14 protein-coding genes are annotated in these 15,620 nt (G+C 35.7%); all 14 read right to left on the reverse strand.

Annotation, left to right across the window (positions count from 1 at the left end):
* Nucleotides 1-319: 319 nt before the first annotated feature.
* The gene (locus NZD88_RS11565) at nucleotides 320-1,000 is read right to left on the reverse strand and encodes a hypothetical protein (protein WP_259829283.1); all 681 of its coding nucleotides are present in this window, start codon (nucleotides 998-1,000) and stop codon (nucleotides 320-322) included.
* 2 nt (nucleotides 1,001-1,002) lie between these two features.
* On the reverse strand, nucleotides 1,003-1,866 hold the full coding sequence (gene rfbD, locus NZD88_RS11570) for a dTDP-4-dehydrorhamnose reductase (protein WP_259829284.1): 864 nt from the start codon (nucleotides 1,864-1,866) through the stop codon (nucleotides 1,003-1,005).
* A gap of 89 nt (nucleotides 1,867-1,955) precedes the next feature.
* Nucleotides 1,956-2,441, reverse strand: a complete 486-nt coding sequence (locus tag NZD88_RS11575) for an acyl-CoA thioesterase (RefSeq protein ID WP_169234032.1) — start codon at nucleotides 2,439-2,441, stop codon at nucleotides 1,956-1,958.
* Nucleotides 2,442-2,504: 63 nt separating this feature from the next.
* Complete coding sequence (locus NZD88_RS11580) at nucleotides 2,505-3,008, reverse strand: OmpH/Skp family outer membrane protein (RefSeq protein WP_169234033.1); 504 nt, start codon at nucleotides 3,006-3,008, stop codon at nucleotides 2,505-2,507.
* 66 nt (nucleotides 3,009-3,074) lie between these two features.
* On the reverse strand, nucleotides 3,075-3,635 hold the full coding sequence (locus NZD88_RS11585) for an OmpH/Skp family outer membrane protein (RefSeq protein ID WP_169234034.1): 561 nt from the start codon (nucleotides 3,633-3,635) through the stop codon (nucleotides 3,075-3,077).
* 9 nt (nucleotides 3,636-3,644) lie between these two features.
* Entirely contained in the window at nucleotides 3,645-6,182 is a 2,538-nt protein-coding gene (bamA, locus tag NZD88_RS11590; RefSeq protein WP_259829285.1) for an outer membrane protein assembly factor BamA, read from the reverse strand.
* Nucleotides 6,183-6,209: 27 nt separating this feature from the next.
* The gene (gene uppS / locus NZD88_RS11595) at nucleotides 6,210-6,959 is read right to left on the reverse strand and encodes a polyprenyl diphosphate synthase (RefSeq protein WP_169234036.1); all 750 of its coding nucleotides are present in this window, start codon (nucleotides 6,957-6,959) and stop codon (nucleotides 6,210-6,212) included.
* Between the two features lie 5 nt (nucleotides 6,960-6,964).
* On the reverse strand, nucleotides 6,965-7,855 hold the full coding sequence (porG, locus tag NZD88_RS11600) for a type IX secretion system protein PorG (RefSeq protein ID WP_259829286.1): 891 nt from the start codon (nucleotides 7,853-7,855) through the stop codon (nucleotides 6,965-6,967).
* A 213-nt stretch (nucleotides 7,856-8,068) separates the two neighbouring features.
* A complete protein-coding gene (locus tag NZD88_RS11605) occupies nucleotides 8,069-10,561 on the reverse strand; it encodes an exopolysaccharide transport family protein (protein ID WP_259829287.1) in 2,493 nt (830 codons plus the stop codon).
* Between the two features lie 2 nt (nucleotides 10,562-10,563).
* Nucleotides 10,564-11,424, reverse strand: coding sequence for a polysaccharide biosynthesis/export family protein (locus NZD88_RS11610; protein ID WP_259829288.1), 861 nt, complete (start codon nucleotides 11,422-11,424; stop codon nucleotides 10,564-10,566).
* Nucleotides 11,425-11,452: 28 nt separating this feature from the next.
* The gene (locus NZD88_RS11615) at nucleotides 11,453-12,580 is read right to left on the reverse strand and encodes a glycosyltransferase family 4 protein (protein WP_259829289.1); all 1,128 of its coding nucleotides are present in this window, start codon (nucleotides 12,578-12,580) and stop codon (nucleotides 11,453-11,455) included.
* Between the two features lie 115 nt (nucleotides 12,581-12,695).
* Nucleotides 12,696-13,682, reverse strand: a complete 987-nt coding sequence (locus NZD88_RS11620) for a glycosyltransferase family 2 protein (RefSeq protein ID WP_259829290.1) — start codon at nucleotides 13,680-13,682, stop codon at nucleotides 12,696-12,698.
* Nucleotides 13,679-14,455: an SGNH/GDSL hydrolase family protein gene (locus tag NZD88_RS11625; RefSeq protein WP_259829291.1), complete on the reverse strand. Its 777-nt coding sequence runs from the start codon at nucleotides 14,453-14,455 to the stop codon at nucleotides 13,679-13,681. Before NZD88_RS11625 ends, NZD88_RS11620 begins: the two co-directional genes overlap by 4 nt.
* An 11-nt stretch (nucleotides 14,456-14,466) precedes the next feature.
* Nucleotides 14,467-15,534, reverse strand: a complete 1,068-nt coding sequence (locus NZD88_RS11630) for a formimidoylglutamase (protein WP_259829292.1) — start codon at nucleotides 15,532-15,534, stop codon at nucleotides 14,467-14,469.
* Nucleotides 15,535-15,620 lie beyond the last annotated feature (86 nt).

Consider the following 15,620-nt stretch of genomic DNA (forward strand, 5'->3'; position numbering starts at 1 on the left):
GCGCTCCGTTTAACCGGACTGCAAAGATACAAAATTTTTTAACTCCCGCAACTTTTATCTCTAAAAATTGTAAAAGCATTTTCTATATATCCAAAAGCATTTTCTTAAATAGTATCGCTTATCTAAAAGCTCTTCTGTGCTACTAAATAACTTGCGTTTTTCAGTGGGGCAAAGATAACAACTTATCACAACGCAAAACAAACTTATTTAACATAAAATTCATCATTTTGTAATATTAAATCATAAACTCCTGATAAGCAGTGATAAAAATTTAAACTAATGTTTAATTTAATCTTCCCTTTTAGCTCCAACTTCAGTTCTACTGTTTATTTTGTATATATATCAGGCTCAAAAATTCTGCATAGGACTTTTCCAATCCGATAATATCACCTGATTTTAGGTTTAAACCGCCCGTTCCAGAGGTATCTGATTTAACTTTTGCAGATGAAACCTGAAAATAAAGGTTTTCATCATTGTTTTTGGCCTGAACTTTAATCGTGGAACCCAACAGTTTTTTTGTTGATATGGTATATACTTCTCCGGGAATGATATTCTGTGTAAGATAAGATCTTGGTGTGAGTATATAATCCTTCCTATTGATGTTAATCTTTTGATCTTTATCTGAGGAAGCAAAAACATAAAGCACCCCTTTCTGGCCTGTTAAATTTTCTTTGGGAGTATAGTATAGAGCAATTTTATAATTTGCAGGATTGAGGGGTTGCGGAGCTCCATCTATATTTTCGAAAGGTTTAAATGAGAATGTATTGGCCCCTATTTCTTTTGCCTTCTTATATATTAAGGAAAAAACAGCCGCATCATCATTTGAGAATCCCTGAACTTCAATTTCCCCTAAATATTCGGCACCCTTTGTAGCTTCAGTTTTTTTATAGAGGAATTTGTCTGTATTGTCGTTTGTTTTTTCAACTTTCGAAAGGTATACATTCTGTGCACAACAAAGCTGGACACACAACATGGAAAAGGCAACTGCTAGATTCTTCATAATTATTGTTGTGTAAGTATTTTTACAGATTCTTCGAGGCTATTTTCCCAGTGCTTCGCTTCTACTTTATAAATCTCTTCTATTTTATCTAAAGACATGGTACTTCTGGCCGGTCTTTTTGCAGGCGTAGGATATTGTTCTGTGGTTAACGGATTTAATTTCACTGAAGAGTTCGAAAATTCGGCAATCTTTTTAGCAAATTCAAACCAGGTAGTTTCCGGATAGTTTGAGAAATGGAAAATACCGAAGGTTTTGTTTGGCGTTTGGATGATATCCATGATGGCTTCTGCGAGATCATTCGCATTGGTGGGCTGCCCAAACTGGTCAGCAACAATTCCCAATTCGTCCTTTTGAGAAAAAAGGTTCAGCATTGTCTTAACAAAATTCTTATTAAATTCTGAATAGAGCCAAGAAGTCCTCAAAATAATGGTTTTTGGATTGATTTCCAATGCCAGTTCTTCTCCTTTTCTTTTTGACTCACCATATATTCCGGTTGGGTTGGTGAAATCATCTTCTGAGTAGGAAAGGTTGGTATCCCCATCAAATACATAATCGGTGGAAATGTGGATCAGAATAGTTTTATGATCTACACAGGCCTGGGCAAGGTATCCGACTCCATCAGCATTTACGGCAAATGCTTTATCAATTTCTTTTTCAGCTAAATCAACCGCTGTGTATGCTGATGCATTGATACAGTAATCAGGTTTGTTATCGTAGAAGAAATCATTGATCTGATCTTCGTCTGTAATATTTAAGGTCTGAGAATCTGTAAATATGAATTCATAGGAATTTTCAAAATCAGTGGCTATTTTTCTGATGCAGTTACCTAACTGCCCATTGCTTCCTATTACTGCTATTTTTTTCATCTGTAATTTATTATTTTACGTATCAAATGTACTGCTAAAAGAAAATATATGCTTTCATCATAAAAGATTATTTCTCTTTGTCCAGGTGGTTACGAATTTTTCGCGTTTTGAGATCTTAAAAACTTTACTCTTGGCTGGAAATCTTTCTGCTCCAGGTCGACATAGAACTTATGAAAAGTTTCTTTTATGTCTTCGGGGTGAACTTCTGATTTTCTTGTTTTGAGATTGAAATAGATCACAGTAACCCATAGTACGGCATGAACTGTTTTTTCATCCAGGCTTTTCATCAGTATTTCTACCTTAGCCGTTCGGTCCTGGACTTCTATGGTCTTGCTGCTGATTACAACCTGAGTATTGTATCTCACTTCTTTTAAATAAGCGATCTCATTCTGAATGGCAATCCATGTGCATCCTGTCTTCTTGGTATATTCTTCGTATGTGAATCCATAAAATGTTTCTACATGATCTTCTCTGGCATTGAACATATAGTCCAAATATTTTACATTATTCAAATGTCCTATCGGATCACAATCGCTGAATCTCACTTTAACGGTCGTTGATACTTCTCTTTCCATAGCGCAAAAATAAAAAAACCACCCCTAAAAGAGGCGGTTAATTTATAAAACTTTGTTAATTTATTAGTTGATCCCTAATTCTTTCTTAACAGCAGCTGTAGCGTCTGCACCTGATTTGTAAACCAATGCTGCAGAGTTTGCATCCATAATGAATTCATATCCGCTAGCTTTAGCTACTTTTTCGATAGCATCGTTCAGTTTTTTCTCGATAGGCCCGAAAGCAACATCTTGCTTACCCTGAAGATCTTTCTGAGCTTTTTCTTGCATTTGAGCAATCTCTTCCTGAATCTTCTGTAATTCTACTTCTCTAGCTTTGTTTTCGTCAGCAGTTTTCTTAGGAGCTTCCTCACTGTACTGCTTCAATTTAGCCTGTCCTGCATCTGCTTTTTTCTTGATCTCAGCTTGTTTTGCATCTAAGAAAGCTTTTATGTCAGTATCTGCTTTTTTCTTTTCAGGCATTGCATTAAGAACCCCCATTAAATCTACAGTAGCTAATTTCTGAGCTTTTGCCATACTTACCGATACAACCATTATTACCGCGGCAAATAATACACTTAATTTTTTCATAATTGGTAAAATAAATAATTTAATTTGTTTTTAGATTTCAATTTTAGGTAAAAGTTAATTTAAAAGTTACTTTTTACTTTTACTACTATTCTTTTCTTTTTTATCAGATCCATTCGATCCTTTTAATAAGACATCCAATACTTTTTCTGTATAATCAAATCTTGGCTGATGAATAATAACATTAGTGTTGCTTTTATCAATAACTATGCCTAAGCCGTTCTTCTCGAACACTGTTTTCACAGCGCCCCAGATCTGATCCTGAAACGGCACAACCAGATTTGTTCTCAGCTTTGTAATTTCGCCATTGGCTCCAAAACGTAAGCTTGTTGTTGTTTTTATATTTTTATCGAGATCGACTACTTCTTTCTCTCTAAGCTTTAGCTGGTCTCCGATAAGCAAAACTTTTTCACTTTCAAATGCCGCTTTTTTTCTTTCGTACTCAGACTGCAGATTTTGAAGTTCTGACTGCCAGGTATCGATCTGTGAATTTAATCTTGCTTCGGCTTCTTTGTATTGAGGTAATTTATTTAAAATATACTCGGTATCTACCACTCCTATTTTCTGGGCATTTGAAAACCCGAAAAGCAGTAAAAATACAAATGTGAAAATGATTTTAAAGTTCTTCATAGGTATGAATTATAATGATTGGTTCATCAAGAAGTGGTTTCTCCATCCAGATGGCTGTGTTCCTGAAACAGTTTTATCAAATCCATAAGCAAAGTCAAATCCGATCAAACCGAACGCCCCCATGTATACTCTAACTCCAACACCTACTGATCTTTTCAACTGGAATGGATTGTAGGTACTCCATGAGTTCCATACGTTACCCCCTTCAGCAAAGGTAAGTGCATAAATCTTAGCGGTCTGATTCATTGAGATCGGGTATCTTAGCTCTAATGTAAATCTATTATAGATTGTACCCCCACCTTTTTGTGTAATATCGTCAGGTTCTCCTCCATATGTAGATGCATTTTCGTAACCTCTTAAAGGAATCAATTCACGACCGTCATATCTACCACCAAATAAACCTGTACCTCCAACATAGAATCTTTCGAATGGCGGAGCACCCAGTTTTTTATTGTATCCATCCATGAATCCCATTTCAGCAGAAGATCTCAATACCAGCTTTCCAGCAACTTCGTTATAAACGTCGGCTTTGAACTTGATTTTGTAGAATTCCATCCACTTGTATTTGTCAACCGGTGACATTGTAGAATAATCTTTATTACTGAACAATGAGTAAGGTGCGGTCATTTTCGCGGAAACTTCAATATTTGAACCCGTTGTTGGGAAGATAGGGTCAAGACCTGCGGAGTTTCTGCTTAAACCTAAGTTAAGACTTAAGTTATTGGCATCCCCGTAGTATTCTGTTGTATCTCCAAACTGGAATGGATAGTTACTGAATTTATAATTCTGGAACTGGATTCCTGTGTATAATGAGAAATAATCATCCGGCCAGTTCAGTAATCTGTTAAGACCAACTGATGCGGAGAAGATGTTAAGCTTCTGATCACCTCCATTACTGTCATTATATTTTACTCTGGAAGTGTTTAAACTTACTGAAAGCGCAGTAGGTCTCGTTCCAAACAACCATGGTTCACTAAATGAAATCCCATAATTTTGGAAATACTGTCCTGCCTGTGCCTGGATAGATAAGGTTTGACCATCTCCCTGAGGTACCGGCTTAAAGTCTTTAAATTTAAGGAAGTTTTTCAGAGAGAAGTTGTTGAATGTAAGTCCTAAGGTACCGATAAAGCTGTTACCACCGTAACCTGCCTGTAACTGAACCTGAGAAGAACCTTTTTCAACCAGCTTCCAGTTGATATCTACGGTATTATCCTGCTGGTTTGGCTGAATATCCTGACCTACCTGCTGTGGATCAAAGAACGACATACCTGCCAGATCAAAATAAGTTCTCTTAATTTCTGTTTTTTTGAAAAGCTGCCCCGGTTTTGTTCTTAAAGCTCTCAGTACAACATGATCATGGGTGGTTGTATTCCCCTGCCATGTTACTTTATTCCAGGTAGCCTGTTCTCCTTCATTAATTCTGATCTCAAGATTGACCGCATCTCCGGACACCGATTTTTCTACCGGTGTAATATTAGAGAAAAGGTAACCGTTATTCATATACATCGATTTAATGTCTGAATCGTCTTCTTTACCTCCGTCTTCTCCTACTTTTTTATTGAAACCTACGGCGTCGTAGATATCTCCTTTTTTATATCCTAGTAATCTCTGTAAATATTCTGTAGGATACACTGTATTTCCGGTGAATGTAACATCTCCGATATAATACTTTTTCCCTTCGTTTAATTTTACGTTGATTTCGTAGTTATTTCTTTTATTTCTCCATACGGAATCTGAAACAATAGCAGCATCTCTATATCCCAAAGAGTTATAGTAGCTTACAAGGCTTTGCTTATCTTCCTGATATTTTTCTTCAATAAATTTAGAAGACTTCAGAATTCCACCAATCCCAAATCTTCTCTGTTTGGTTTCTTTGAAAGCTTTTTTTCTAAGCTGAGCATCGGTAACGCTCTGATTACCCTCAAATTCGATATGGTCAATTTTTATTCTTTTGCCCTTTTCTACATTGATGGTCCAGTCTACCATAGACGGATCGTTTGCATTCACCTTATCCTGGATGGTAATTTTAGCATCAGCAAAACCTTTTTTCACGTAATCCTTAGGAACTTTAGTCTTAAGGCCAGAGATCAGGTTTTGGGTGATCTTTGTTCCAGGCTTTAGATTGTTGTCTTTAGTTAGCTTTTCGTTTTTAGATTTACCGATCCCTTTACCTGTGAATTTTACTTCACCAAGTTCTTTAAGGTCTTCTAAGTAGAATCTTAAAATTATGGTTTGCCCTTCAATACTCTGAACATACACTTCAACTTCTGAAAAAGACTGGGTATCCCAAAGCTTTTTAACAGCGTTACTGATTTTCTGTCCTGGAATATCTACAACTTCGCCTTTCGTTAAGCCCGTAAATCGTAAGATCTGTGCCGGCGTGTATTTTTTTACCCCATCTACAACAATGTCTTTAAGAGTGTAAGTTCCTGCTTCATTTTCTGCATGTACAGCGCTATTTACTTTAGTGCTGTCCTGAGGAGTTACTTGTCCATAAAAATGCGCCGAAGCAGCAAACATTATGATGGGTAATAGTCTAAACTTCATTTTATCGAGTCTTTCTTTTCTTTAAATTTATTGGGCATTTATCTGATCGCCAGTCAATCCGTATCTTCTTTCTTTGTTTTGATAATCAACAATACACTGGAAAAAGATATCTTTTGTAAAATCTGGCCATAGGACATTTAAAAACTGTAGTTCTGCATAAGCAATCTGCCAAAGAAGGAAGTTGCTTATTCTGATTTCACCACTTGTTCTGATTAGAAGGTCTACAGGAGGAAAGTCTTTTGTATACAGATAACTTTCGAATAGTTTTTCATCGATATTTTCAACATCAACTTTTCCTTCTTTCACATCAGAGCTGATATTCTTTACCGCATCTAACATTTCGTTCTGTGAACCGTAGCTTATTGCCAGCACTAAATTGCCTTTTGTGTTTTCTTTGGTAAGTTCTACAACCCTTTCAAGCTGTTCTCTCACCAGGAGAGGCAGTTTTCCCAGATTGCCTATAACATGCATTCTAAGGCCTTTGCTGAAAATTTCTTCGGCTTCCAGCAATAAGGTTTCCACCAGCAGATTCATCAGTGTACTTACTTCATCTGCAGGACGGCTCCAGTTTTCAGAAGAAAATGTATACAGTGTTAAATAGGGTATATCAATCTCATTACAGGCATTAATAGCATTTCTTACTGCATTAATGGCATTCTTGTGTCCGAAGGTTCTTTCTTCGCCACGAGTTTTTGCCCATCTTCCATTGCCATCCATAATGATGGCGACGTGTTTCGGTAAATTCTCAGAATTTATTTTATCTTTAATCAACGACATATTAATTAATCACAATAGCATGGAGGTCTTCCGAATGAATAACTTAGTCCTAAACTAAAAGTATTCATCCAGTCTTTAGACCTTTCATCCCCTATATTTCTTTTGTTAATAAGTTCTTGCTCTCTTTCTTTAGAGACTGCATAATAGTTTCCTGACTGTAGCAGCGAACCGCCTGTAGTAGGATCCAGGATATCTGCATTAAAGCTGGAAGTTACATCTTTAGACATAATTCTGCTGTGATCCAACTGATCTGTTAATGTATATCTGAATGTAGCTTCTGCAAATATAGCCCAGCTATGGTTGAACTTATATTTTAAACCTACCCCAAAAGGGATATGCATTGTTACTTTTTTTCCTAATGTGTATTCCGGAGTACTTTTAAAATCCAGTTCATTAAGAGGAGCCTGTGCTACTCCGTCTGCATCTCTTCTAAAGTCATGGACAAGATTAGCTTTAGGAGCATCAAACATCAAAGCACCGATACCTCCGAAGATGTATGGGCTCACCATGCTTACCTGCTCGTTATTGATAGGGAAAAAGTTGTATTCGAACATTAAGCTGGTTTCGTATACATTGTTTTTTCCGTATGAGTTTCTATTCACTCTATATTCTTCTTTTGCAGCTTTATCGCTAAACTGGATCTGGTTGTAACCTAAGTCCAATCTAACGGTTTGGTGCGGGTTAAAATTAAATCTATATAATAAACCTCCATAAAATGGGAATCCCCATTCTGACATCCTGTCTAAATCCAACGGCTTTTGTAAAATGTAATTGGTCCTTCCAATGTCCCCCACTAGGTTACTCATCCCTAGACGAACTCCCAATTCGTTTCTTTGTGCTTTAACACTTACCATTCCAAGGAGGGCAAGAAAGCTAAACAATAATTTTTTATTCATAAAAGAATATGGATTTATGGTTATTTTAAAATTTAATTTTTGCAAATATAAAACATTTTTATATTAATGATATTCTTAATGTATAGTTAAAAATAAACAAAAAAACATAATTTGTTATAAAGTAAACGGCAAAGTGGCAAAAATATTCTTTTTTCCTTAGATTCCAAATACTGAACGTATTAAAAAACCCCCATTTGCTGAGGGTTTAAAACGCTATTTTTTATTAAATATTGTCTGTACCTTATTTCGTATTTTTATCAATAATGGTTCTTTATAATTTTTGTCTTCATCGAAATAGCCGTAACCGTATCCATATCCGTAGCCATATCCATAGCCTTGTTTTGTATTATAGTCATTATAAATAATACCTAAATGATTAATTTCTTCATTGTGATACTTCTCCGTAATCATTTTCAGCATATATTTTTCTGTATATTCGTGACGCACCACATATATGTTGGCATCAGAATATTTCATCAGCTCATATGAGTCAGCTACCAGACCTACCGGCGGCGAATCGATAATGATAAAATCATACTTCTCCTTCAACTCTTCTAAAAATCTGAAATTTCTTTCGCTCATTAAGAGTTCTGAAGGATTGGGAGGGATAGGTCCGGAAGTCGCAACATCCAGATTAGGAATTTTGGTTTTATTGATGATCTGCTCGATTTCAACTTCTCCTGTAAGATAGTTGGAGATCCCATATTTATTATCGATTTTAAAATCCCCGAAAATCTTAGGCTTTCTAAGGTCCATCCCAAGCAGGATTGTTTTTTTATCACTTAATCCTATTACTGAAGCCAAGTTGATCGAAATATATGTTTTTCCTTCTCCTCCAATGGATGAAGTAACCAAAATGGTTTTTCCTTTCCCTTCTTCCTTATTGTTTTCCATCAGAAATCTCATGCTTGCTCTTATCCCTCTGAAGGCTTCTGATACTGATGATTTAGGCTGTTCCAAAACGGTAAGCATATTCTCATTGCTGTTGTTTCCAATCACACCCAGAAGCGGAATCTTCGTTGCACTCAACAATTCTTTGATATTTCGGATTTTGTTATCTAATGCTTCCCCGATGAGAATGAATAATAATGGAAGTAATAGCAGTCCGGTCATAATTGCCAGCTTTATCGCTTTGATATTCGGACCTATCGGAGCCTGTCCCAGGTTCTTGGCAGGATCTATTACCGTGATATCAGACTGGTTGGTAGCCACTTTCATCTGCGCCTCATTTTGTCTTCCCAAAAGGCTATTATAGGTGGCTTCAATCATACTGTATCCTCTTTCTGCATCCAGATATTTTCTTTCTTTTTCAGGATATGAATTCAGATCGATATTTGCTTCTGCCACCTGTCGGTCTATTTTACTGATCTCATCATAATATTTCGTATAATAATTTCTCAAAGTACCAGAAGATCCTGATCTTGCTTCATCAATCAGTCTGTTTATTTCTTTAATAGGCTCAGAGTTCGGTTTGTAGATGGTTGACATTTCTCTTTTCTTCATGTATAAAGCTTTAAGCTCTGTCACAGAAGCAGAAAAAAATCCGTCTTCAAAACCGGCAGCATTGGTACTGATCATTTTATCAAAATCTTGAGCCTGTAAAGTATTTTTAATATTGTTCAGTGAGCTGATCTTACTTACAATATCAGCTTTCTTCGCTTCAAGGTCTTTTATTTTATCTAAAGACTTTTCGTCTCTGTCTTTAATATTATAAAGTTTTTCTGAAGTTTTTAAATAGTTCAGAGCTGTAGCACTTGAATCTAGTTTTTTGCGGATATTATCTATATTATTCTGTAGATAAAGATCTGTATTTTTATTAACTATATTTTTATCGGCAAGTCTTTTTTTCTGAAGTTCCTCTACTGATTTATTTAAGAAATTTACAGTACTGTTGAGATTAAATCCTTTTTTATTGATAATCATGATCGTAGCGATCTCCTTATCAAATTCTACTCCTATTGTAGAAACAATATCATTAACACTCTGGTTTACAGAACCAAGTGTTACAATAATATTATCAACTTTTATTTTAGGAGTCTCCGTGTTCTTAAGCAATCTGAATCTAAGATTCGGAGAATTAAACCATTCATTAATTTTTATGATCTTATTCGCTGGTTTGCTGTATCCATTAATAGACTGAAAACCTTCTGTTTCATAACTATACAGGTTGGTAGACTGTCCTTCTGCCGGAAGAACTACCTCATAGGAGTCTCCTCCTTTTGGAATCAGCGTAATAGGATAATTAATCTGCTGAAGGTGTTTTTTATCTACTTGCAGAAAGATCGGCGAATCTGTTTTATCAATATACGTTGATTTGATTACTCCTTTGGTAGAATAATTAACAAAAAGATCCAGTTCTTTAACCAAAAACTCGTTATGAGATCTTGATAAAAGCATTTTTTTAAGATAAACTCCATCTTGATTTCCGTTCTGTCCCCAGATAAAGTTGATAGACTGGTTAGGTGTAAAATAGCTGGAAGTATTATTGGATATGCTCAAAGAAAGGTTTGAAGCATAAATATTCTGTGCATAATATTTACTGTATACCCAGGAAATAACATAGCCGATCAACAGCATAAATACAAACCAGTACCAGTTTTTGAGTATTCTTCTCAGAAAATGTTCAATATCAAATAATGCAAACGATCCGTACTTTTCCTTCTGGAGTTCACTTTTCCCTACTTTGGTGTCTTTTTCTGGAATCATGGTTAAAGGTTTTTAAGAAGCAGGTAAATTGATAATGCTGTAGTAATCACCGATACCCCAGTAACTAAAGTTTGTACAGGATCTTTCCCAAATCCGTTCAAGCTCTTTCCTCTGGTATTCAGATAGATCTCGTCACCATTCTGTATATAATAGTAAGGCGAATTCATAATATCTTCGCGAGTAAGGTCTATTGTTGCTTTTTTGATTCCTTCCGGCAGTTTTCTGTGAATAACTATATTTCTTCTATCTATCGTTCTGTTCAGACCTCCATTAATAGCAAGTGCCTCCGTGATTGTAAGTGTGTTTTTGTGTACTACCTTTTCTCCTGAAAGACCTGTAGTTTCTACATCTCCCAAAATATAATACGTGATCCCGTTTGTATTCAGCCTTACTTCAGCCTTTCCTTCCTGAAAGTTTTCATTTACTTTTTCCTGAAGCTCCTGCGTAATGTCTTCAAGTGTTCTTCCTTCAGCTTTAACATATCCTATTCCGAATACATTAATATCTCCTTTGGAATCCACCTTCAGTCCGTTAAAATAAAAATTCACGTTTCCTCCCACAGATGAGCCGCCAGTACCACCTCCAGCACCTGCTGATGCGGTATTATTACCACCGTTAACTCCACCTGATGAATTTAGAGATGAATAAAACTGAGCTGCATCTCCCTTAGGAGTGGTTACAATATTGAGATTAAGAATGTCATTCTTTGTAATTCTGTAGGTAGGAATATTGTAGGGAATAAGTCCTTCCTCATTGATTACAAGGCTTTCGCTGGGCTGCATATACCTTACATCTTTTTTGGTGATGCAGGATGTAATAAAAAAGGGTAATATTAAAAATAAATACTTTAAGTTCTTCATCATATTTGAATGTTGTTTGCAAAAGTAAAAATTAAATTGATATTTTCTTATTATTTCGTAAACGATAAATAATATCTGGGAGGTAGGCACCAAAAAAACCTAGCAAAATGATTATCAGCAGAAGCAGATTTATATTGATATGCCTTAAATAATAAGCTACCGTTACGATCATCAGATAATAAACAATGATATAAAATGTGGAACGTCTGTGCGTAAGATCTAGTTTGAGCAATTTGTGATGGATATGGTTTTTATCGGCATCAAAAGGTGATTTTTTATTACATAGCCTTACAATGATCACGTTTAAGGTGTCTACTATAGGCAAAATAAGAATAGCTACCGCAATAGCCGGAGCTGACTGAAGGTGATACCTCGGAACATTGGGAAGTTCTTTATCTATGAAAATATCGATGAAACAGATGGATGTAAAAGCCAGCAGGAAACCGAGAAGCATTGATCCCGTATCCCCCATAAATATTTTATTGGTTCTGTAATTAGATAGATTATAGTACAGAAATGCCAGTACAGTTCCTATAATAATCGCTGACAAAACTACTAATGGATAGTTATATTCTCCCAACCGATAGTAGCTTATTCCGAACAAACCGCTGCAAATAACAGAGTATCCACCGGCCAATCCGTCTATTCCGTCAATCAGATTGAATGCATTGATCAGGACAATAAAGGTAATGATGCTGAACAATATACTTACAATATAACCAAGTTCATATATCCCCAATATCCCAAAAAGGCTTTTGATTCTGATATCCGATCCAATTACAATAAGCGATGATACAATGATTTGCGCTACCAGTTTCTTATACGCTCGCATCACAACGATATCGTCCATTACTCCAATGTAAAGAAGGATAATTAATGAGGCAAATAAAAATTTATAGAGATCAAATAGCTCATAGGCAAAGATCGATGCGGAGATTCCGATCGAGTAAAAAATGGCAATCCCTCCAAGATTAGGGATTTTCCTGAGGTGAGAACTCCTTATCCCTGGCTCATCCATAAGATTCTTTCTTCTGGATATTTTAATGATGGTAGGAATGGAGAAATAGGTAATTAAAAAAGCGAACAGAAAACCCAGTCCTATTTTCACGTAAAAAATAGAAATTCCTGATTCGCTTAAGAACAATTCAAAATTCTTCATTTTTTTTTATCAAGTACATCATTAATGCCTCTGATAAAACTTCTCAAGACGCTTCATAAGAAACTCTCTGTCAAAGTTTTATTGATGACCGAAACAATTGTACTTATCATTTGTGTTATAACATTTTTCTTATCAATTTCTTTTGTCCGGCAAAAAACAACAGATAAAAAATCTTTTTTTTCACCGACAAAGATAAAAGATAATTCTTACCGAAACGACTATAGCTCAATATATCTTGAATTTTTATTTTTCTTTCTTCCATAAAAATGGCCAATTCATCAGTCATTGTATTGAAAATTTCTTCGTTCTTCACAAAAGCCACATAAGCAAGAAAAGAGTATACGCCTTCAAAAATCTGAAAGTTTTTCAGCTCTTTCCTTTTATGGGAATATTCTGATCCTTCAAATCCAGATTCCACATCTTTCACGGCTTTCAGGATATCAAGTCCTTTTTCGGTATGGGTTTTCGTAATAGAATCTGTACGCTCCAGGTACTGATAATGAAAATTCTGCGTCTGAGCCACAACTTTGCACTCAAGAAGCAGCTGCGGTATCAGCTGAATATCTTCAAAATGAACTCCTTTTTTAAACCTTTTATCAGCAAAGAGATCTTTTTTAAACAGCTTATTGCAGGCAAAATAGCTAAGATCCGAAAAAACTGAAAAATGATCTTCCAATTCAATCTTTTCAGGCATATTGGGAATTTGCGTCAGTTTCTGGACAACTTTTCCGTTCTGATCTACTTTCTGGATATTACAGATAACCATTTTGGCGTCATGCTTTTCTGCCAACTGCAACATTTCTTCAAACATTGTGTTTATGACATAATCATCACTATCCACAAAACCTATATATTCTCCTGAAGCTCTATCTAATCCAAAATTTCTGGCATCACTTAAACCTCCGTTCTCTTTGGTAAACGCTTTTATTTTTCCAGGAAATTTCCTAGCATACTCTTCAATGATCAGTCCGGAGTTATCTTTACTTCCATCGTTAACAACCACAATTTCAACATCCTGAAGACTTTGATTCACAAGAGAGTCCAGACATTTAGCCAGATAATTCTCTACATTATACACGGGAACTATAATTGAAACCATCATTTTGTTTCTGCTAAATTAACGATTCCTTTTGCCAAAAATTCACTGAATTTCTGATAGCCCTGTTTATTTAAATGAAGCGGATCTGCATAGAGATCCCGGTTTTTATCAAAATCTCTGCTTATTTCATCGAAATTTAAAATGGCCACTTTTTTATCCAGTCCGTTTCGTTTTAATTCCTCTAGGAGGGCATTTCTATAATCAGGTATCTTAAATTCTGTTCCTCCGTTTAAAAATAATTCGGCTCCTCTGTTGCTAAGACTGCTTATTATATTTTTATTTTTAAAATTTTCTTCGACTCCAAATTCAGGAAGAGAAACCACAACAGGTTTGATGTTATAATGCAACAACGTTTTAATGATCATCACCATATGATGGGTGTAAAATTCAGGCCCTACATGGGTTGCTGCATCATTGACCCCAGCAATTACAATGCAGTAATCCGGTTTTTTCTCAATTACTTTTTTGGAAGAAAACTCTTCTCCATCGTCCTTAAAAAGATTTTCATAAATCCTTTTAGTCTTGGCGCCTGGATTTCCGGATGAATAGATTTCCGACTGAACTCCTTTATCCAAAAGTTTCTTTTCCAGAAGGGAATCTAAATTTTGCCTCACGACCCAACTGTCGCCAATAATACCAATCTGTAGCCCGGTTTCAGGTTTTGTATCGGAAGAAAAATAATTTTCCTCTCCTGCATAGGAATATTTATTCCAGAAATATACGAAGCAGAACACTCCGGTCAGCAGAACAATACTTAATACTATCTTTTTTTTCATCTTGTGTATACTTAAAAGGTCAGCCTGGGATTAAGCGTTCCCCTTTTTGCTTCTTCAAAATCTTTCCTGGAACATGGAATACAGTTTTCTATATTGTCATCATCCCCAAAATACCATAAATTGCTGAAGGTATCCCGTTTGAAAGCATATTGATCTTCATCTATCAAAACATAGAAGAGCTCATAATGTCTTTCTCTGGGATGAGACCGCTGGATGTTGATTCCTTCGATCAGATACCAGATCATTTGTGCCAGTAGCTGATGATTTAACTGATTTTCGGAATAGATATTATAATTAAAAATCCCTACAGACTTTAAGTTTTCGCTCAATCCTATTTCTTTCATATAGGCACAGATCTCTCTCCTATTCAATCCGTTCACCTGAGGATTCATAGAAAAGGGTTCACTAAAGCTTTCAATGGCATCACAGTTTAAGGTTACCAAATCTGTTTTCCTGAAAAACGGTTCTGTTTTTTCTGTTGAATTCATCATTTCAGCCAGACGGATGATATCAAATTCAACTTCTTTGATGAGTCTTATTGAATCTGCTTCGTTCAGATGCTTCTGATATCCTAAGTGGTGGTAGTTTTTGATCGAGAAATTTTTAGACCCTAATATCTTTCCCAAAAAAGTATGTTCATTGATAGCCTCACCCTGCTGAAGGGAAATAATATTGCTGATCTGGGTATAATTGATATTTTTCTTATGAAAATTCAATGTTGAGAATAGTGAGAAAGCAAAATCGTTGGATCCTCCGATAATCACCGGGAGGGCTCTTTTGTAATGGCATGCCGATAAAACTTCCTGCAGAATGTAATGGGAATCCTGAACAGATTTCCCGGAAACAAGATCTCCAAGATCTACTACAGGAATTTCAAAATCCAGCTGTGAAAGCTTATAAAACTCTTTTCTGACTGCTGTAAAATCCTGTACTTCCGCATCGCCGCCCGCTCCTCTGTAATCCGAAACAAAGAGAAGAACGATACTGTCTTCTTTTATATCTTTCGTAATCTTACTGCCGATCTGCCAGCTTTCTGCTTTGAAATTTCTTGGTGAAATGATAAAATCTTCAAAATCCATATTTTTAATCTGAAAACTTGAGAATAGGTTAATTTACTAATTGCTTTACTGAACAAACATACAAAAAAACCACAGCAAGTTCCTAT

It is taken from the genome of Chryseobacterium pyrolae (assembly GCF_025153485.1).
In the GTDB taxonomy this organism is placed as follows: domain Bacteria; phylum Bacteroidota; class Bacteroidia; order Flavobacteriales; family Weeksellaceae; genus Chryseobacterium; species Chryseobacterium antibioticum.